We start from the raw sequence: 21332 nt of genomic DNA on the forward strand, positions 1-21332 counted from the left end.
ATGTAATACTTTAAATAACGCTTTACAATTATGAATTTGATTTCTTGTTGAAAACTTTCTTCACATTATTGTAATCAATAAAGTATTGAACTTTTAACGAAAATGAATTTTGAATAGGCTGATTTAGTAGTCTGTCAAAATTATTTGTAAAGTTAAGTTCCGCTTCTGAATCGTAATTAAATAACTGATTTCTATACAAAGCCGTTAAAAAGCTTCCAGGAGCAAACTGCCACGAATAACTTAAGTCTAAATTCCAAGTACTAAAGTTAATATTAGGATCATCTAATCCTGCGTCTTCAAAGGAAACGTTTGTCTCCAGTAAACCGCCATCCTCTTGTAATAGGTAGATGTTATCATCATAAAGAACTGTACTCCAATAATTTCTAAATGTTAGATTTAGTGAATGGAACGGATTAAAACTATAAGAACCCGTAATACTATTTACCATTGTTTTTTGATCCCGATTTCCAAAAACAATAGCATCTGCTGTATTATCTGCATAACCACGATCACCATTAATTTTATCATAATCAAAAGAATAAATAAGTAATAATTTATCGTTTAATTTTAATCGCGGACTAATGCCAAACCAAATATTGTTTGTTTCTCTGCCATCTTCAAAAAACGTAGCACCTCCAATATTGGCATCAATAGCAAACTTTTTATTATAATTTGAAGAAATCCAAACATTTCCATTTAACCGGTTTTCATAAACAAAATAGCGTCCTTCGGCACGAGGCTCAAAATAATCGTATTGTTTTCCAGGTTGAAAATTTACATTTCCACCAAAACCGTGTAAGCTTTTTAATTGAGCAGAAAAAGAAGCGCCAATGGTACTTCCTGTATACGTACTAGGGTTTGATAAACGGTTATAGTCTATCCATGTATTAAAATTATATCGGAGGAAATTACTTGTTGGTTCAAATGTGCGATAAGACGCTTCCACACCAAAATTGCTGAAATTGTTTCTAAACTGAAGACCTAAATCGTTGATATCATATGTGTCATCCGCAAATTCATGTCCAACCCAATATTGCCAATTTCCAAAAACTTTGGCTAATTCTAAAGTATAACTATATCCTGTCTCCGTACCAGACTCCAAATTAACGTTACTCATTTTTAATTCGGCTTCCAAATTATAGGTGTTTTTCTTGGTGGTTAAATCTGCTAAAAGGCCAGTAACATTGGCATCCCGAAAATGGCCATTTCTAGTAACGTTGGTATTTATTAAACTAACAGATGAGTTTTGATTAAATTGTTGATCCACCACTAAAATATTATAATTTGCAAGTGGTTCTACCAATTCTTTACGACTAGTGTAGGTGTCTAAATTGGTAACTTTAGCATATGTTTTTTCTGTAATAGCATTAAAAACCCCAACACCTAAACCGTTTTTTGTTCTTCCGGATACTTTTAGGGCGTTTAAAACCTTGGTTTGACTTGGATAATCTTGAACCTCTTCATTTGGACCTAATGATACCGAACCTGAAGGTTCATTTCCAACACGCCGCGAGAAGAATAAGTCGCCTTTTGTAAAAAGATCCACACCTTCCGTAAAAAACTGACGCTGTTCAGAAAAGGTTTGTTCAAAAGGGCCTAGATTTAATTCCACTCGATCAAAACCGGCTTGACTGAAGTCTGGTATTAATGTAGCATCCAACGTAAAGTTTTCGGTGATACCATATTTTAAATCCATTCCGGCATTGAATTGAGTTTCTGTGTCTCCATCATAGGTATTAACAATTCCTGATACAAACGGATAGAATGTAAGTCTTGTTGGCGGATCTAAATTGGTTAAACCTTTTAATTGACCGTTGTATATTCCTACATTTCCTTTAGTAACATCAATTGGGTTCCATGTAAACTGGGAACGATTCCTTCGATAATGTCTATGAATTTGTAAACCCCAAGTTGGAACTTCTTGGTTAGAAAAACGTAAGGTTCTGTATGGTATTTTCATTTCAACAATCCAACCATCATCTACAATTTTCACCGCACTTTCCCACACAGCATTCCATCCAAAATCCTCACCAATTCCTGGCGATTCAATTGCATCTGCTTGAACGCCAGAACTGAAAACAAAAAATTCAGTATTATTTTGTCCGTCGTTATTTGGATTTAAAATAAATCCGAAAAAATCAGATTGACCAAAGTCATCACGACGGGTTAATTGACGCATAATATCTTTGGGATTATCATATAAATAAGCGCCAACATAAATAGCATCATCATCATAAGTTATTTTTACAACGGTACGGGTTTCATGCGTTTCTTTTACACCCATTTCTGGGTCAAACTGAATGAAATCTTTGGCTTCTTCTACATTTTTCCACGATTCATCATCCAGAATACCATCAATTTTTGGTGCGGAGGTTGTTCGTGTTATATTTAAGGTTTTCTTCTCTTGCGCAAAGGTGATTATATAGCAAAATGAGAATACTAAAAGAAACAGCCTGTTTTTCATGTGGTTTTTGGAAGATTGATTTTATAGTTTTATAGACTACAAAAAATTAAAGTTGTTACACTTTGGCTGCAAATCTAAACGGCTTAATTAAAAAAGAATCATAATTAAACGTTAAAAACAAGGTTTTAATTATGAATTGTTTACGTTTCTAGTCTTTATATTATTACTTTTTTAATACAATAAATGAATTAGAGTTATTCGTTAAACGACTGACATTTGGAGGAATACTATTTTTGGAATACTATTTGCATTTCTAATATTAGAATTAGTTAAAATATATGAGTTTAGAAAAATTAAGTAAATCAAAAAAACTGGTAGTCGGTTTGTTTTTTGATGCCATGGGATATGTGTCGTACGTATTTCCGCCTTTCGATTTTGTTTGGGCGCCATTATCAGCATATTTAATGAGCAAGATGTATGCTGGTAGGAAAGGTAAAATTGCAGCTGCTTTCTCTTTTGTGGAAGAGGCCTTGCCTTTTGTGGATATTATTCCATCGTTTTCAATTATGTGGTTTTATACCTTTTATTTGTCTACAGACGAAAAATCAGTAGAATTAATAGAAGAAGAAAAAAAAAGAGTGATTAAATAATCACTCTTTTTTTATAGTTTATAAGGAATAGGTGAGTCCTAAACTGAAATTTCGTCCCATATTAAAAATACCATCCGGTTTTAAGCGTGACAGATGATTAACATAAGTTTTATCCGTTAAATTAGTTCCTGAAATAATGATGGACAAATCATTATTAAACACTTTAATATTTCCACCAAACCCCGCGCTTAGTAAATTGTAACTACCGGTTGCTGTTTCAAAAGTACTCACGTTATCTTGGCTAAACACGGATTTTAGCTTAACAAAAGCATACATATTTGTTTCTTCCTTATAATCAAATTCTACACGAATGGTATTGTTTATACTATTTGCAGGAATTAAAGGTAAATAATCACCTGAATCTAATTTTCCGGTAACTGTTTCAAAACTACTTTCATAGTGCAGCCAATCTAAAGGGTGTGGATGAAAATGCAAACCAATTTCACCACCATATAATGCAGAGTTATCCTGAACATAGTTGTAAACAGGTGTGTTATTTATAGATGTCCCGTTTGGTGATAAGTAGATGTAATCATTTACGTGATTATAAAAACCGTTTACAAAAAACTCAATATGCTCGCTTTTAAACTCTAAAGCCAAATCGGTTTGAAAATTTTGTTCATTATTTAAATCAATATTCCCAATTTCATATCTATTTGTACCATGATGAACACCATCTGAAGTTAATTCAGCTAAATTAGGAGCTCTAAAACCTGTTGCCAAATTTAAACGTGCTGTTATATTTTCAGTAAGATTCGTTTTTACACCAAAAGCACCATTAAAACTATTGAAGGTTTTATTTATGTTATTGTCAATTTGTAGCCAGCGGTTGTCATATCGTGCACCTAATTGTATATCGAATTTTTCAAAATGAATATGTGACATGGCCAAAATACCAAAATCATTAGTAACGGCATTTGGAATTAATTCTTCTTCACCATAATTAGTATTCACTTGATTCATACCTTGAACACCAACAATTGTTTCAAATTTACCCAAAATAGGTAAGTGGTATTTCACATCATAATTAGCAGTTATAAGCTTCATTTGAAGGGCAGGATGTAAGGTTTCATGTTCTTCGTCATGATGTTCGTCTTCATGCTCATCGTGATCTTCCTCATGATCGTGGTCGTGGTCGTGATCATGATCATGTTCATCTTCAAATTCGTTACGGTTATTATAGATATACCCTAAATTAAATTCCAATTTCGAATTATTAAAAAACACGGTTGAGCGCGAACTAAATATATGATTCGTTAATTCCTGATATGGCAATAAAGGCGTTTTATTAGTTGATTGCTCACCAATGGCTTCTGGAATTCCTATTTTGGAATGATTGACATTATAACGAAAATCTGTCTTGAAGTTCGTAGATTGGTAGCCAAGGCCCGCTTTAAAATCTTGTTCTTTAAAACGTGTGTTGGTCACGCGATAATCGGCTGTATTGTAATCGGCATGTTCTGTAACACTACCTCTAAATAACACCTTAAACGCTTCGCCAGATGCTTTGTAACCAGCATTTGTACTGTAACCTTGAGTATTGGTGAAATAAGTTCCGCCAAAGTCTGCATTACTCGAATTTTGATGCGCAAATTTTTCGGGATTAATATATAAAACGCCACCAAGTGCATCACTTCCATAGAGTAAGGATGCGGGACCTTTAATGACTTCTACACTTTCTACACCAGCGTCGCTTAAACCCAGTCCATGTTCATCACCAAATTGCTGATTTTCTAATCGGACGCCTTGAGTATAAACTAGAACACGGTTGGAACTTAAACCGCGAATTACAGGTTTGGTAATGCCTAATCCTGTGCTAACACCTTCAACACCTGCTATATTAGAAATACCTTCACCCAGAGTAACGGCTCCAGAAGCTTTTAATTCTTTAATAGTTTGGCGCTCCACCTTCATTACATTATCACTTTGAAGCTTATGGAAAGGTGTGGATATAATTACCGCTTCCATTTCTATGGCTGAACTAGATAATGTTAATGAAATAGTATCGGTTGTAGGAATAACTAAATTCATAGATTTTGTTCCATATCCTACAAAAGAATAGACTAATGAATATAATCCTGACGGTAAATTTTCAATGTTGAAATTACCATCAAAGTCCGTTGTAGTGCCTTTTTCTAATTGGGGAAAATAAATATTTACGAAAGGTAAACCTTCGCCGGTTTCAGCATCTGTAACGATGCCAGTAATATTGTTTTGACCCATAGCTATTGGAGCCATGGATAAAAACAATAGATATAAAATTGTTTTCATGTATAATGTATTAAGTTAAAATGTAATAAAAAAAAAAGGTATTAACTTAAAACAGGTGGTCCTCTAAGGGAAAAATGAAGTTGTTGAAATGGGCTTAAAAAAAAGTATTGTGAGGTAGAAACTTCATGATTCTCGGTAACATTTAAAATGTTGAAGTTTTCCGGAATATGAAAAAATTGATTTGCTAATTTAAATTTGTAAAATTCACACTCTAAATCAAGTGTATGGAAATGCGTTGTCGATTTATCAATACAGACTTCATGTTTATGGTTTTCAAAGATATGAGCAACCTTTACAGCAGCAGGTAAGAGTATAGCACAAACTAAAAGTATTGTGAATCCTTTAAAAATGATATGTTTCTTAAGTTCCTGCACTAATCTAAAAAGCGTTTTAAACCAAATCGTTTGAGCATTTTCTTTTTAAATTCCCAGAAAAATTTAAACTGCCCAAAAAGCCAACCAAATGTAATCAAGAGGATTTGATAGAAAACAAGCCCAATAATAATAAATAAAATCCAGTAGAGCAGTGGATTTAAGTTTTCTTTAGTAATTCCCATGAGTTCAATTATAGGTCGTCCTACGACTAAAGATGAGCTTCCTGTTACCGCAAACACAATGAAAATACGAATAATTTCCCAACGGTATGTAACTTCCCAACGACTTTCAAGTTTTGTAAAAAGCCATAAGGTTATTTTTAATAAAAGGACAAATAAGATAATTGTATATACAAATTGAATAAGTAGGATTTCAGATAAAGGCAAAAGAAAGGCAAGTCTGAAACAAGAATACAGAAGGCCAATAATTCCTAAAGCAGGAAATATAAGTTGCCAGTTATGTTGAATTTCCCAAGTTTCTTTGAATTTTTTCATACCGCAAATTTGGGTGCAAAGATACTTTAAAATTGAGGATTATGCGAGGATAATTTCTGTTTATACCTCTCTTGAAAAAAAACAAAATAGTGGTAGAGTAAATAATTAAGCTCAAAGCCATAATTGATGCCTTGTTGATAATTAATACTCATGTCGTATAAATTTTGATTATAACGTGAAGACACCACGCGTTTATTCCATTCCGTAACATATTGAATGTTTTTTGCCTCCAAAAAGGATTGGGTATAAAAACTTCTAGGTTTAGCACGTCTAGCCATCCAGGATTCAAATCCCGCTTCTATGATTATAACTTCATATTCCAATTCATCATTTACAAGCTTAATGGTGTCTTGAGTTTCTGTTACTTCCGTTTCTGAAATATTTCCAACGGTTTCAGGCGTTTTACAACTAACCATTAAACAGAGTATTACTAGGCTGCTATATAGCAATTTCATAAATCTACTTTTCTTAAAATTACGAAATTCTGTAGAATTTAAGGTTGGTTCAATTATTTTTAACAAAAAAGTCAGACTGTTATGGTCTGACTTATTAATGTATAGTAGGTTTGATTTATTATTTTCCAAAAAGGCCACCTAAAATTCCGCCAAGTCCACCTTTCTTTTTACCGCTATTTAAAACCATTCCGGCAACATCATCTATAATACTACCATCGCCATCGGCATCTAAAATAGACTCCAAAAAGCTTTGTTCATTTTCTTTGGAGTTTCCGCTTAACAGACCTCCTAATAATCCTTCAATACCGGACGTGCTATTTACATTTTGCGCTCTAGTTTGTTTTCCTAAAACACCCATCAAAATTGGAGCTGCTACTTTAAGGATTTGGGCTACAGACCCGGCGTCAATTCCAGCTCTGGCACCAATAGCATTTTCTACATTGGCTTTTTTACTACCCAAAACGTGATTTAATATTTTATCACCTTCATGGGTTACGGAATCATCAACTCCACCGGAAAAAAGACTTCCAAGGTTATCAAGAATACTACCGTCATGCTTACTATTATTTAAGGCGCCTAATAATCCTTCAGCACCTTGAGGTGTGGCAGCATTACGTTTCATAGCTTGCATAAGTACTGGTAAAGCCATGGTTAAAACATCTTGTGTTTTACTTTCTGATTGTTTGGATTGTCCGGCAACACCGCTTATTATGGTTTTACCCATATCACTATTTAATAGATCTAATATTCCTGCCATGCTTTTTATATTTTAAAATGTTAGGGTTTCAAGGTAGTAAAAACTTTAAATATTTATTGTTTTTCTGTTTTTAATATACTGATAATCTGCGAGGCAAGTTCGGTTCCAATTCTGTCTTGTGCTTCATTAGTTGCCGCTCCAATATGCGGAGTTAATGATATTCTACCATTCATCAAAACTTGAATGGCTGGTGATGGTTCTTCTTCAAACGTATCTAAACCAGCAAAGGCAACCTTACCAGACTCTAAAGCCTTGACTAAAGCTACTTCATCTACAACGCCGCCTCGAGCCGCATTAATAATTCCAACACCATCTTTCATAATGCTAAATTCTTTCTCACTGATAACATATTCTTTTTGAGCGGGTACATGTAGTGAAATGAAATCAGCTTGTTTTAAAATTTCTGTTGTAGGTTTCGTTTTAATCTCTACATTAATAAATTGACCATTATAAAATTGAACTTTTATTGTAGCTTTACCAACATATTTATCACTAGCAATAACCTTCATGCCAACGCCTAATGCTATTTTAGCAACTTGACGACCAATACGACCAAAACCAATAATACCCAATGTTTTACCACGAAGTTCCACACCTTTAGCGTAGTTTTTCTTTAAGGATTTGAATTGCGAATCACCATCCAATGGCATGTTTCTGTTGGAGTCATGTAAAAAACGCACGCCTCCAAATAAGTGAGCAAACACAAGTTCAGCAACCGAGTGAGATGAAGCATCTGGTGTATTAATGACGTGGACATTTTTACTGCGTGCATATTCTACATCAATATTGTCCATTCCTACACCACCACGACCAATAATTTTTAAAGATGGACAACTATCTATTAAATCCTGACGTACCGTTGTGGCGCTACGAACTAATAATACCGCTATATTATGCTGGTTGATATAATTTGCTAATTGCTCTTGGGCAACTGTGGTTGTTAATACTTCATAACCTGCTTCCTCTAATGCTTCTATACCACTTTGCGAAACACCATCGTTTGCTAATACTTTCATTTAAAACTTGATTTTTGCTCCCAAAAACAAGAGAGCTTATAATTAAACACAATTTGTTATTTTATTTAACTGTTACGCTTTACGTTCCAGTTCACTCATAATATCCACTAAAACACCAACACTATCTAACGGCATGGCATTGTACATAGATGCGCGATATCCTCCAACACTTCTATGACCATTAAGTCCGTTAATACCTTCTTCGTCCAACATGGTTTCAAAAGTTTCTTTTAAGTCCTCGTTGGTCAAATTGAAAGTCGCATTCATTTTGGAACGATCTTCCTTCATAGCATAACCTTTAAATAATGGGTTCAGGTCTATTTCACTATAAATTAATTGTGCTTTTTTGTTGTTTTCTTTTTCAATAGCTGGAATGCCACCTAAATTTTTAAGCCACTCCATGGTTAGCATGGATGTATAAACGGCAAAAACGGGCGGTGTGTTAAACATGCTGCTTTTACCAATGTGCACCTTATAATCCATCATTGATGGAATTTTACGAGATACTTTTCCTAAAATATCTTCACGAACCACCACTAATGTTGTTCCCGCAGGACCCATATTTTTTTGAGCACCCGCATATATTAAATCGAATTTGGTGAAATCTAATTGGCGTGAAAAAATATCACTGCTCATATCACAAACCATCGGAATATCACATTCTGGAAAGGATTTCATTTGTGTTCCAAAAATGGTGTTGTTAGATGTGCAATGGAAATAATCGTAATCTGTTGGAATATCGTAACCTTTTGGGATGAAGTTGAAGTTGGCATCTTTAGATGAAGCCACTTCGTAAACATCATCGTAAATACGTGCTTCTTGAATAGCTTTATCTGCCCAGGTTCCTGTGTTTAAATAGCCTGCGCGTTTTTCAAGTAGGTTTAAAGCTACCATTAAAAACTGTGTACTAGCACCTCCCTGAAGAAACAAAGCTTTGTAGCCTTTACCTTCTAAACCGAGTAATTCCAAAGCCAAAGCACGTGCCTTTTCCATAACATCCACAAAGGGTTTACTTCTGTGGGAAATTTCGATTAATGATAAACCATTATCAAAATCTAAAATAGCTTCTGATGCTTTAAGCATCACTTCTTTCGGTAAAATGCAAGGTCCTGCACTAAAATTATGTCTTTTCATGGAATAATATAGTTTGTTATTTCCGTGCTTAACCTTCAGTGTTTCTGAAGAAAGTCGGAAATTAATATAATCTGTGATGGCTACAAAGGTGCTAAATTCTCATAAAAAAGCAGGTAATAAATCAATAACTTATCAACTAATTTTTAACAAAAACGAAATGGTATCTACGTTGTCTGCATAATCCCAAAGCTGCGGATTTTGCGTTTGTCCGAAGGAAACTTCAGAATCTACTAAACCGCTAGCAACCACACATTGAATTTTATCAGAATCGGCTTGAAGCTTGTTCTTTAAAGCTTTTGCATCCGAATAGTATTCATAGAAAACCGTAGCAATAGGCGAGGCGTAGCTACTGTCTTCTTTAATCATTAAAAACCCATTTTCTAACATATCAAATTCGCTCATTAAATAAACTGCCTTATTATAATCGTAGTTATTGGCGTATTTATTTTGGTGAATTATAGGGTGCCACTTGTACATAGCCTTAAAGAATTTTTGAAAATCGTAATCTTTAGGCACTAATAATTTTGATACATTTCTACAACCCAAGCCGTAGTATCTAAAAATATCTTCGGAAAGCGCTTCTAATTGCTCTTCCGTTTCATCACCTGAAAGAACAGCTAAAGAATTTCTGTTTTTACGAATAATTGACGGCTTTCCTTTGAAATAATATTCAAAATATCGAGCTGTATTATTGCTTCCAGTAGCGATTACGGCTTCAAAATTATCGAGCTTATCTGCAGTAAACGTAATTTTTCCTTTAAATTCTGGCTCTACCGTTTCAAGATATTTAGCTAAAAAAGGTAATAGATGTTTGTCATTAGTAGATTGTTTTACAACCACGTGATGTCCGGAAATTAAAACCGATAAAAAATCGTGAAAACCGACTAAAGGGATATTTCCAGCCATTATAATTGCGACCTTTTTAGGATTAACATTGTTAAAGTTATAGTTGTTAAGCCATTGGGTAATATTGGTTTCAGTCAGTGATTTAGACCAGCCATTAAAAGAGAAAATAAGATTCTCTCTAGTAAACCAGGCATTATGTTCTTGAGCAATTTTTATTTGATGTTTAAAGCCGTCAAAAAACAAATTGTTATGTAAAACTGCGTTGTTTTCTTCAAAGGGATCGGTAGAAAATTGTTTAAGAAATTTCCCTAATTCAACAAACGCGTTAATTCTTTGTCGTAAATCCATGTATGATTTGGTTATGAATGGTTTTGGCTTTATTTTTGCAACTGCAAATTTACATAAAGCAAGTGAGCAACAAAAGGTTTTAATTCTGATAATCTAGATTAATTATTGGAAATTCAAAAGAAACCTTTATTAAAAATTATATCGAAAGATTAAAAAATATAGAAAACAATGGCAATTATAATAACAGACGAATGTATTAATTGTGGTGCCTGTGAGCCAGAATGTCCAAACACCGCTATTTATGAAGGTGCTGATGACTGGCGCTATAAAGATGGCACCAGCTTAAACGGAAAGGTGGTTTTACCAAACGGTAAAGAGGTAGATGCTGAAGAAGCCCAAGAGCCAATAAGTGATGAAATTTACTACATAGTTCCTGATAAATGTACGGAATGTCAAGGTTTTCATGAAGAACCACAATGTGCGGCTGTTTGTCCTGTAGACTGTTGTGTGCCTGATGATGCACATGTTGAAACGGAAGAGGAATTAAACGCTAAGCAGCGTTTTATGCATCCAGATGCGTAAATAGGAATTAAGAATTAAGAATTAAGAATTGGGTAAGCCCGTTCGTAATAAAAACCTCCAGCTTAAGCTGGAGGTTTTATATTTTTATAGGTTTTATAAAGCATAAACACATTATTATTAAGGTCTTTAACAATTTCTAAAAACCATATTCAAACTATTCAAGTAATTAGTTACCTTTGCGGCTGCTTAACGAAACGTGAAAGCAGTAAAAATAAGTACAACTTTAAAAAGAGATTCCTGCTTTCGCAGGAATATGAGATATGAAAGCAGGCATCGTAGGATTACCAAACGTAGGAAAATCAACATTATTTAATTGTTTATCAAATGCCAAAGCGCAAAGTGCTAACTTTCCGTTTTGTACCATAGAACCTAATATTGGTGTGGTTAATGTACCAGATCCAAGACTTGAAAAATTGGAGTCCTTGGTGAATCCGGAACGTGTTTTACCTGCAACTGTTGAAATTGTTGATATTGCTGGTTTGGTAAAAGGCGCGAGTAAAGGTGAGGGTCTTGGCAATCAATTCCTAGCTAATATTCGAGAAACAGACGCTATTTTACATGTATTACGCTGTTTTGATAATGATAATATTGTTCATGTGGATGGTAACGTGAATCCTATTCGTGATAAAGAAACCATTGATATGGAATTGCAGCTGAAAGATTTAGAAACAGTTGAGAAAAAACTGGAAAAGGTGAAGCGAGCTGCCAAAACCGGAAATAAAGAGGCGCAGAAAGAAGAAGCGGTTTTACTTAAAATAAAAGCCGGTTTGGAAGCTGGTATTTCAGTCCGTGCTTTGGAATTCTCGGAAGAAGAAGATATCGATTTTGTAAAACCAAGTCAATTTATTACAGATAAACCTGTGATGTATGTTTGTAATGTGGATGAAGATTCCGCAAATTCAGGTAATGCTTATGTTGATAAGGTTCGTGAAGCCGTTAAAGATGAAAATGCTGAAGTTTTAGTTTTAGCAGTAGGAACAGAAGCTGATATTAATGAATTAGACGATTACGAGGAGCGTCAGATGTTTTTAGCCGATATTGGTTTAGAAGAGCCAGGTTCTGCTAAATTAATTCGTTCGGCTTATAAATTATTAAATTTGCAAACCTATTTTACTGCAGGTGTTAAAGAAGTACGCGCTTGGACTGTAGAAGTTGGAGCAACAGCGCCTCAAGCGGCTGGTGTTATTCATACTGATTTTGAAAAAGGCTTTATCCGCGCTGAAGTTATTGCGTATGATGATTATGTACAATTTGGTAGCGAAGCAAAAGTAAAAGAAGCTGGTAAAATGCGCGTGGAAGGAAAAAACTATATCGTAAAAGATGGTGATGTCATGCACTTCTTGTTTAATGTATAAAATTGGGTTCCTATATTTTACCTGTTAAGTGCTTTAAGGTTTTTAGATTTTTTGCATTTATCTTACCTTTCTCAAATGTTAATAAAGCTAAAAAAAATAAGCTATTTACAGGTATTTTTTATAGTCTGTTGTGCCCTAGTTGTTTCCACAATTATTTTTCGAGACTTACCGTTTTTTTGGGATGCGATTAGTAAATCTGCACGGGCAAACTGGATTTATGAAAATGATTTAAAGCAGTTTATTATTCCAACCCAATTTAGTTCAGGGCACCCTCCTTTGTGGATTTCATTGTTGGCCATTTCCTGGACGATTTTTGGGAAGTCTATACTCAGTGCTAGAATATTGCTGCTTATTATTAATATAGGCGTTTTTTGGCAAATTAGCAGATTATGTAAAAACAACTTTATAAACGGTATTTCGGCAGGCGCTATGCTTTTAGTTTGTTTAGAACCCACGTTAATAGCGCAGACCACGAGTTTGAATAATGATATGTTATTGCTGTTTTTCACACTTTTTTCTTTAAATAACTTAATAAATCAAAAGCCATTTTTGTTTACCCTAGCCTTAATAGGGTTGTTGTTTACCAATTTACGTGGTATCTACTTGTTTACAGCCATTTTAATTATTCATGCTATTTATCTTCGCTACCGGCTTATTTCTAACAATAAGGCAATGTTTAGTGCCTACGTCATATCGGCAGTTAGCTTTGGCTTTTTCTGTATTTTGCAGTATCGGGAGTTGGGGTGGTTTTTAATTACTGAAAACATCAATTACAATCAGCATCGGCAAACTACAGGAATTAAAAACGTTTTAATTAATAGTATTGTATATGTCAAAAGTTTTTTAGAGTATGGCCGTTTTATTATTTTTATAGTACTCATTCCACTATTCTTAAAATATATTAAAGAAAAATCGCTTAAAAACTTGCAAATAGACAGAATGGGTATTGCGTTCTTTGTTATTAGCGTCTTGCTGTTTCTTGGTATGGTGCCTTTTTCAAATCCAATTGACAATAGATATTTTATGATATGCTATATTTTGGCTATAGTTTTATTAATTAATCTAACTTTTTTGTTTCAATTAAAATATAAAAAATTAATTCTGTCCACGGTAGTAATTTGTTTTTTAACTGGACACTTTTGGGTTTATCCCGCCACTATTTCACAATCATGGGATAGTAATTTAGCATATTTGCGCTATTTTCCCTTGGAAGTAAAAATGGAAAATTACATTAAAAATTCAGGACTAGAAAGTAGCAGTATTGGAACCCGTATCCGATTAAATGAACGGGATTTCTCAACTTTAAAGCCGTTACCTAAAGCAGATAAATATGCGTATTTTAACATGCAATCTAACGCGTATATACTTCTGTCTAATATTGAAAATTATACCAAAGACGATGAGCTTTTAAAGGTTCAGAATGCATGGGAATTACTTGAAACATTTAGCGATTGCGGTGTGTTTATTTCATTATATAAAAACCCAAAACTATAAACGAAATAGCCCTTAATAGTTTTCAGAAATTATTGTTAATTACTTTACAAAATAGGGGTTTCATTTTTTCATACGAAACCTTATATTAGCGTCATATCCAAAATTACCCTATTTATGTCGCAAGAAATCAAATATACCGAAGATAATATCCGTTCTCTGGATTGGAAAGAGCATATCCGAATGCGACCTGGAATGTATATTGGTAAATTGGGTGATGGGTCTTCCGCTGATGATGGTATTTATATTCTGATTAAAGAGGTTTTAGATAACTCCATTGATGAGTATGTCATGGGAGCTGGGAAAACCATCGAAATATCTATTCACGGAAATAAAGTAACGGTGCGGGACTACGGTCGTGGTATTCCATTAGGTAAAGTGGTAGATGTGGTTTCCAAAATGAACACCGGTGGAAAATACGATAGTAAAGCCTTTAAAAAATCGGTTGGATTAAACGGTGTTGGTACGAAGGCTGTCAATGCGCTTTCCAGTTATTTTAGAGTCGAATCGACTCGAGATAACAAATCCGCATCAGCTGAATTTGAACAAGGAAATCTGACAAATCAAGAACTACTTGATGATACATCCCGCCGAAAAGGAACTAAAGTATCGTTTGTTCCAGACGAAACCATTTTTAAGAATTATAAGTATCGTAATGAGTACATCATTAAAATGCTTAAAAACTATGTGTACCTGAATATTGGTTTAACCATAGTTTTTAATGGTGAAAAATATTTTAGTGAAAATGGTTTGAAAGACTTGCTTATGGAAAATTCCAATGCAAACGATTTGCTGTATCCCATTATTCACTTAAAAGGCGATGATATTGAAGTTGCGTTAACGCATAGTAAAACACAATATAGCGAAGAGTATTATTCATTCGTAAACGGACAAAACACCACGCAGGGAGGTACCCATTTATCGGCTTTTCGTGAAGCTTTAGTAAAAACCTTTCGTGAATTTTACAATAAGAATTTTGATGCATCAGATGTGCGGAAATCTGTGGTTTCTGCTATTTCCATTAAAGTCATGGAACCCGTTTTTGAAAGTCAAACGAAAACCAAATTAGGATCGACAGATATGGGTGGCGACTTGCCAACGGTAAGAACCTATATCAACGATTTCGTTAAAACCAATCTAGACAACTTTCTACATAAAAACCCTGAAACTGCCGATAAGATTCTGCGTAAAATCCTTCAAGCTGAACGTGAGCGTAAGGAATTATCCGGAATCCGGAAATTAGCAAAAGATCGTGCTAAAAAAGCGAGTCTTCACAATAAAAAATTGCGTGATTGCCGTGTTCATTTTGGAGATACTAAAAACGAACGTAATTTAGAAACAACCTTGTTTATTACAGAGGGAGATTCAGCTTCTGGAAGTATAACAAAATCACGTGATGTAAATACACAAGCCGTTTTCAGCTTAAAAGGAAAACCGCTAAACTGTTATGGTTTAACAAAGAAAATTGTTTATGAGAATGAAGAATTTAACTTGCTTCAAGCTGCTTTAAATATTGAAGAGTCTCTGGAAGATTTGCGCTATAATAATGTGGTTATTGCTACCGATGCCGATGTGGATGGTATGCACATTCGGTTATTATTGATTACATTTTTCCTTCAGTTTTTTCCGGAATTGATAAAAGACGGACATTTATACATCTTGCAAACGCCATTGTTTCGTGTTCGTAATAAGAAAAAAACCATTTATTGTTATTCAGAGGAAGAGCGCCAAAATGCCATAGAAGAATTGAAGCCAAAACCAGAAATAACCCGATTTAAAGGTCTTGGTGAAATTTCGCCTGATGAATTTCAGCATTTTATCGGAGCGGATATTCGTTTGGATCCTGTTATGTTGGATGATAATATGTCTATTGAAGATTTGTTAAGTTTCTATATGGGCAAAAACACACCAGATCGTCAGGAATTCATTATAAATAATCTTAAAGTAGAACTTGACATTGTGGAGGAGGTTAAATGAGAACGAGTAATGAAAAGGTAAAAAACGTCATTATTTCAGTATATTTTATACTGATAGTTCTTGCTGTGCTTTGGTTAACCATTTTTAGAGCGTTCAGTGAGATTGACAATAACCCCATTGTAGCATTTTTTGTGATTTTTTTAATCTTCATAGCCTTATTTTTAACCGTACATTTTATATCCAAGTATTTTGAATATGACAGCGACGGCTTGAAAGTTACCGTTACCAACAAAGGTTTGCTGCTGTCTGATTATTTAAATTATCGTGAACATACCGTAGAATTTGATAAATCCAGACTATCAGGATTTAAAATTAATAACTACATCATCTACAAGGAATTGGTGCTGTTTATCGATAGCAAAAATGGCCAACATGTTAAAAAAGAGCGTTTTAATATTACGCTAGTAGCTAAAAAGAAACGGAAGTATATGAAGCAGTCATTGCGGAAAATGGTAAAACAAAATAGAAAAGAGCAGAGTTAATGAGCGACGACATCAACGATAACCTACCTGAACCAGAAGAAACTAAAGAAACCATTACCAGAATTACTGGTATGTATAAAGATTGGTTTTTAGATTATGCATCCTACGTGATTCTTGAACGTGCGGTTCCCGCAATTGAAGATGGCTTTAAGCCCGTTCAAAGGCGTATTATGCATTCCATGAAGGATTTAGATGATGGTCGTTATAATAAAGTGGCCAACATTGTGGGACATACCATGCAGTATCATCCGCATGGAGACGCTAGTATTGCTGATGCGATGGTGCAAATTGGTCAGAAAGATTTGCTGATTGATACACAGGGAAACTGGGGAAATATTTTAACTGGTGATAGTGCTGCAGCGTCGCGATATATTGAAGCACGTATTTCTAAATTTGGCTTGGATGTTGTTTTCAATCCTAAAATCACCGAGTGGCAGGCTAGTTATGATGGTCGTCGAAAAGAACCCGTAAATCTTCCGGTTATGTTCCCGCTTTTATTAGCACAAGGAGGCGAAGGGATTGCTGTTGGTTTATCCACAAAAATATTACCACATAACTTTATCGAATTAATTGATGCCTCGGTTAAACACTTAAACGGTAAACGTTTTACCATTTATCCAGATTTTCCTACGGCTGGAATTGCGGATGTTTCGGATTATAAAGACGGACTTCGAGGTGGAAAAGTACGCGTGCGTGCCAGAATTTCACAATACGATAAGAATACCTTGGTGATTACTGAAATTCCGTTTGGAACCAATACATCGTCCTTAATCGATTCTATTTTGAAAGCCAATGATAAAGGTAAAATCAAAATCAAGAAAATTGAAGATAATACAGCTGCCAACGTAGAGATTTTAGTGCATTTGCCAGGAGGTATTTCCCCAGATAAAACCATTGACGCGCTATACGCATTTACAAACTGTGAGACGTCTATTTCGCCTTTAGGATGTGTTATTGAAGATAATAAACCACTCTTTATTGGTGTTTCTGAAATGTTGCGTCGTTCAACAGATAATACAGTTCAGCTTTTAAAAAGCGAATTAGAAATTCGTTTGGGTGAATTTGAAGAACAATGGCATTTTGCATCCTTAGAGCGTATTTTTATTGAAAATCGTATATATCGTGATATTGAAGAAGAAGAAACCTGGGAAGGTGTTATACAGGCTATTGATAAAGGGTTACAACCGCATATAAAACATTTAAAACGCGCAATCACGGAAGAAGATATTGTGCGTTTAACAGAAATTCGAATCAAACGTATTTCTAAATTTGATATTGATAAAGCCCAACAAAAAATTGATGCTTTAGAAGATCAAATAGCCGAAGTGAAGCATCATTTAGCAAATTTAATTGCCTATGCTATTACTTATTTTGAGCGTCTAAAAAAAGAATATGGTGCAGGCAAAGAACGTAAAACGGAAATTCGTGCTTTTGAAGATGTTGATGCTACAAAAGTCGTTATCAGAAACACGAAACTATACGTAAATAGGGAAGAAGGTTTTATTGGAACGTCTCTTAAAAAAGACGAGTATGTTGGCGATTGTAGTGACATTGATGACATTATTGTTTTTACTAATGACGGTAAAATGATGGTGACCAAAGTGGATGCTAAAACCTTTATTGGTAAAGACATTATTCATGTAGCTGTTTTCAAGAAGAAGGACAAACGTACTATTTACAATATGATGTATCGGGATGGTAAAACAGGTCCAACCTATGTGAAACGTTTTGCGGTAACCTCTATGACACGTGACAAGGAATACGATATGACCAACGGTTCAAAAAACTCCAAACTTTGGTATTTTTCAGCCAATCCAAATGGTGAAGCCGAAGTCGTAACCGTTTCGTTGCGCCAAGTAGGAAGTATTAAAAAGCTAAAATGGGATGTGGACTTTGCTGATATTATTATAAAAGGTCGCAGTTCTAAAGGGAATGTTGTTACCAAACACGCCATTAAAAAAGTGGAACTCAAAGAGAAAGGTGTTTCTACTTTAAAACCGCGAAAAATCTGGTTTGATGATACGGTTAGACGTTTAAATGTGGATGGTCGTGGTGATTTGGTTGGCGAATTTAGAGGGGAAGACCGCATTTTAATAATCAGACAATCTGGATTAATAAAAACCATTGTCCCAGAAGTAACAACTCATTTTGATGATGATATGATTGTTATGGAAAAATGGATTCCTAAAAAACCAATATCTGCAATTTATTTTGACGGTGAAAAAGAACGCTATTATGTGAAGCGCTTTTTAGTTGAAAATGAAAGTCGGGAGGAATTATTTATTTCAGAACATGAAAATTCGCAATTAGAAATTGTTTCAACAGACTGGAAACCAATGGCGCAAGTGGAATTCACCAAGGAACGCGGTAAAGACCGGAAAGATAACATGGAAGTGAATTTGGATGAGTTTATTGCTGTTAAAGGTATTTCAGCTTTAGGAAATCAATTAACCAAGGATAAAGTAAAACAAATTGATTTAATGGAGCCTTTGCCGTATGAAGCTCCAGAGAATATTCCAGCCGAAGAGCTAGATGTTATAGATGAAACAGAAGTAAAATCGGGTGATTCAGATAAAGAGTCGAAGCCTGAAAGAATTAAAGAAATCAATGATTCCAAAAATGATGACGATGATACGGATTCAAATTCAGGAAGTATAGATGATAAAGGTCAAGCTACCCTATTTTAAAAAGTAATTAATCTCTAAAATATGAGGCGGCAGCAATTAGAAAAGCTAAAATACCTCCAATTATACATGCGTAGTAAAGCATAGGTGTGTTTTCCTTAAAGAAAATTGAAGTTAAAATTAAACCTGTAGATATAAGGTATAAAACTTTTGGGCTTACTTTTTTCATGTTATTATATTTTATAATATCACTTGGTTTAAATTAATAATTCAATGTCATTAATTTAAATGGTCCTTTTTCTGTCGCTTTTTAGCAATTCTATAGTTTAAAAATTCTACAAATATAGAGAAGGCTATAGCAAAATACAGATAGCCTTTTGGTATGGCTCCAACCGTTTTTCCAAATAATTCGGTGTGCGATAAATGCGCCGCTTCCGTAATTAGCATAAACCCAATTAAAATTAAAAAAGCCAAACCAAGCAATTGCACACTTGGATGTGTATCAATAAATTTACGAATAGGGTTAGCAAAACCTATCATAATACCAATGGATATAACAACTGCTATTATCATTAATACTAAATTGTAATTGTGGTTTTCGTGCAAACCATTCGTCATACCTACGGCTGTTAAGATGGAATCTATAGAGAAAATAAAATCTATAATTAATATTTGAACAATAGCTTGATTTAAAGTCGTAATTTTTTTGCCCTTAACACCAGCTTCATCATGTCCCGGATCTTCTACCTTTTCACGAATTTCAGAGGTGCTTTTATAAATTAAAAACAAACCTCCTACAAACAGGATTATGGCTTGCCAGCTTATCCCTACATGCAGCCAATCCGTATCTATCGTGTAAAATGGTTTGGATAATCCTATTAAGAAACTAACAAAAAACAATAGGATAATCCGTTGAGCCATAGCTAATAGCAAGCCTATATTTGTAGCTTTGGCACGTTGATCTTCAGGAAGCTTATTGGCGGCAATGGATATAAAAACGATATTATCAATACCTAAAATAATTTCTAGGAACGTTAAGGTAAGTAATGCCATGATGGCATCAGTCGTAAATAGGAAATCTAACATATTAATCTATGCGTTTAGCGGTTCCTTTTTGTTTTATTTTTTCACCCACATACGAGTATTCAAAGTTGTAAGTTGAATCTGTTGTGGTTAATATTTTTAAATGAATATCCTTGCGCTCTTGCATGTTTTTAGGGTTTATGGTTCTAAAAACAACCTCACAATCGTTAATCCAACGAACCGTTGTGGAATCTACGTGACCTTTATACGTTTCTACTTGTAAGTCTTTGGTTCTCGTGAACACCGAGTGATAGGTAGAGTCATTTATCGTTATACTACTCGTATATGTCCCAGTTTGATAATCTACACATTGTCTTTCCACTTGATAACAACTCATAAAAAGCACTAAAAAGACACATAAAAGGAGTTTCATAATTCAAATTTTAAACAAAATTAAGAAACATTATGATATTGCCATAGGTCTCAAGAATGAATTATTTTAAAACTGATAAAAACTTTTCCTAATTATTGAAATTCTGAAATGTTCCGTCCTTATAAAAAATTACAATTCTATCTATTTCTTTATTACTATTTGAAGGACGTGTTTTGAGCTCTTCTGAAATTTGGTTACTTGGTATTTCTGAATTTTTATTTGAAGCTAAATTTGACGATGGCGTTGGAGTCTCCAGAATTTTTGTTTCCGATTTTGGAAATGTGCCTTTACCATTTAATAACCAATACAATTCTACTTCGGGAAAAGCTTCTAAAACTTTCATAACAAAATCTAGACTTGGCTTATTTCTTCCAGATAAAATATGAGAAATACTTGAGCGTTGAACACCTACTTTTTCAGCGAAAGAGGAGGCCGTTTCATCATAAAATTTAATGACTTTTTCTAGACGTTTTGAAAATTCCGGACTGTTTATCATTGTAAACTGTTACTAAAGTGAATTGTTTTTACAAATGTAAATATTATTAGTAATAATCACACTATAATTCTAATAATATTAACTTAAATGGCAACTTAAAGCTTTAAATAAAGGTATTTAATTATCTGAAATAGAATTAATTAAATAGTAAATTTATAAAAACATTATTTCAGTGTTAAT

Annotated in this window: 19 protein-coding genes; 7 read left to right on the forward strand and 12 right to left on the reverse strand. The window is 34.1% G+C overall.

What is annotated here, in order from left to right; genetic code table 11:
• Positions 1–28: 28 nt before the first annotated feature.
• Positions 29–2464: a DUF5916 domain-containing protein gene (locus GMA17_RS04175; RefSeq protein ID WP_248399430.1), complete on the reverse strand. Its 2436-nt coding sequence runs from the start codon at positions 2462–2464 to the stop codon at positions 29–31.
• 278 nt (positions 2465–2742) lie between these two features.
• On the opposite strand from GMA17_RS04175, the gene GMA17_RS04180 reads away from it, so the two are divergent.
• Positions 2743–3054: a hypothetical protein gene (locus tag GMA17_RS04180; protein WP_248399432.1), complete on the forward strand. Its 312-nt coding sequence runs from the start codon at positions 2743–2745 to the stop codon at positions 3052–3054.
• Positions 3055–3072: 18 nt separating this feature from the next.
• Here GMA17_RS04180 and GMA17_RS04185 read toward each other — a convergent pair whose 3' ends face one another.
• The 7 genes from GMA17_RS04185 to GMA17_RS04215 all read right to left on the reverse strand — a co-directional run bounded on the left by GMA17_RS04185 (position 3073) and on the right by GMA17_RS04215 (position 10749).
• Complete coding sequence (locus GMA17_RS04185) at positions 3073–5325, reverse strand: TonB-dependent receptor (RefSeq protein ID WP_248399434.1); 2253 nt, start codon at positions 5323–5325, stop codon at positions 3073–3075.
• Positions 5326–5698: 373 nt separating this feature from the next.
• Positions 5699–6193, reverse strand: coding sequence for a DUF6787 family protein (locus GMA17_RS04190; protein ID WP_248399436.1), 495 nt, complete (start codon positions 6191–6193; stop codon positions 5699–5701).
• Between the two features lie 26 nt (positions 6194–6219).
• The gene (locus GMA17_RS04195; protein ID WP_248399438.1) at positions 6220–6648 is read right to left on the reverse strand and encodes a DUF6146 family protein; all 429 of its coding nucleotides are present in this window, start codon (positions 6646–6648) and stop codon (positions 6220–6222) included.
• A gap of 118 nt (positions 6649–6766) precedes the next feature.
• On the reverse strand, positions 6767–7405 hold the full coding sequence (locus GMA17_RS04200; protein ID WP_248399440.1) for a DUF937 domain-containing protein: 639 nt from the start codon (positions 7403–7405) through the stop codon (positions 6767–6769).
• Between the two features lie 53 nt (positions 7406–7458).
• A complete protein-coding gene (locus tag GMA17_RS04205) occupies positions 7459–8421 on the reverse strand; it encodes a D-2-hydroxyacid dehydrogenase (protein ID WP_248399442.1) in 963 nt (320 codons plus the stop codon).
• 72 nt (positions 8422–8493) lie between these two features.
• Positions 8494–9555 (reverse strand): 3-phosphoserine/phosphohydroxythreonine transaminase, encoded by a 1062-nt coding sequence (gene serC, locus GMA17_RS04210; RefSeq protein ID WP_248399444.1) that lies wholly within the window; start codon positions 9553–9555, stop codon positions 8494–8496.
• 132 nt (positions 9556–9687) lie between these two features.
• The gene (locus tag GMA17_RS04215) at positions 9688–10749 is read right to left on the reverse strand and encodes an acyl-CoA reductase (protein ID WP_248399446.1); all 1062 of its coding nucleotides are present in this window, start codon (positions 10747–10749) and stop codon (positions 9688–9690) included.
• Between the two features lie 168 nt (positions 10750–10917).
• On the opposite strand from GMA17_RS04215, the gene GMA17_RS04220 reads away from it, so the two are divergent.
• From GMA17_RS04220 to GMA17_RS04245, 6 genes are all read left to right on the forward strand, one after another.
• Positions 10918–11271, forward strand: coding sequence for a 4Fe-4S dicluster domain-containing protein (locus GMA17_RS04220; RefSeq protein WP_248399448.1), 354 nt, complete (start codon positions 10918–10920; stop codon positions 11269–11271).
• 260 nt (positions 11272–11531) lie between these two features.
• Positions 11532–12626 (forward strand): redox-regulated ATPase YchF, encoded by a 1095-nt coding sequence (gene ychF / locus GMA17_RS04225; protein ID WP_248399450.1) that lies wholly within the window; start codon positions 11532–11534, stop codon positions 12624–12626.
• A 75-nt stretch (positions 12627–12701) separates the two neighbouring features.
• The gene (locus GMA17_RS04230) at positions 12702–14120 is read left to right on the forward strand and encodes a hypothetical protein (protein WP_248399452.1); all 1419 of its coding nucleotides are present in this window, start codon (positions 12702–12704) and stop codon (positions 14118–14120) included.
• A 114-nt stretch (positions 14121–14234) separates the two neighbouring features.
• A complete protein-coding gene (locus GMA17_RS04235) occupies positions 14235–16094 on the forward strand; it encodes a DNA topoisomerase IV subunit B (RefSeq protein WP_248399453.1) in 1860 nt (619 codons plus the stop codon).
• Positions 16091–16576 (forward strand): hypothetical protein, encoded by a 486-nt coding sequence (locus GMA17_RS04240; protein ID WP_248399455.1) that lies wholly within the window; start codon positions 16091–16093, stop codon positions 16574–16576. The genes GMA17_RS04235 and GMA17_RS04240 overlap by 4 nt, the downstream gene beginning before the upstream one ends.
• The gene (locus GMA17_RS04245) at positions 16576–19263 is read left to right on the forward strand and encodes a DNA gyrase/topoisomerase IV subunit A (RefSeq protein ID WP_248399457.1); all 2688 of its coding nucleotides are present in this window, start codon (positions 16576–16578) and stop codon (positions 19261–19263) included. The genes GMA17_RS04240 and GMA17_RS04245 overlap by 1 nt, the downstream gene beginning before the upstream one ends.
• Before the next feature lie 7 nt (positions 19264–19270).
• On the opposite strand, the gene GMA17_RS04250 is transcribed toward GMA17_RS04245, so the two are convergent.
• The 4 genes from GMA17_RS04250 to GMA17_RS04265 form a co-directional block, all read right to left on the reverse strand.
• Positions 19271–19429 carry a hypothetical protein gene (locus GMA17_RS04250; protein WP_248399459.1) on the reverse strand — a complete coding sequence of 53 codons (159 nt, stop codon included), beginning with the start codon at positions 19427–19429 and terminating at the stop codon, positions 19271–19273.
• A 50-nt stretch (positions 19430–19479) separates the two neighbouring features.
• On the reverse strand, positions 19480–20286 hold the full coding sequence (locus GMA17_RS04255; RefSeq protein WP_248399461.1) for a TerC family protein: 807 nt from the start codon (positions 20284–20286) through the stop codon (positions 19480–19482).
• A 1-nt stretch (position 20287) separates the two neighbouring features.
• The gene (locus GMA17_RS04260; RefSeq protein ID WP_248399463.1) at positions 20288–20656 is read right to left on the reverse strand and encodes a DNA topoisomerase IV; all 369 of its coding nucleotides are present in this window, start codon (positions 20654–20656) and stop codon (positions 20288–20290) included.
• Positions 20657–20744: 88 nt separating this feature from the next.
• Positions 20745–21152 (reverse strand): helix-turn-helix domain-containing protein, encoded by a 408-nt coding sequence (locus GMA17_RS04265; protein ID WP_248399465.1) that lies wholly within the window; start codon positions 21150–21152, stop codon positions 20745–20747.
• Positions 21153–21332 lie beyond the last annotated feature (180 nt).

Source organism: Bizionia sp. M204, from assembly GCF_023205095.1.
Lineage (GTDB): Bacteria > Bacteroidota > Bacteroidia > Flavobacteriales > Flavobacteriaceae > Algorimicrobium > Algorimicrobium hallyeonense.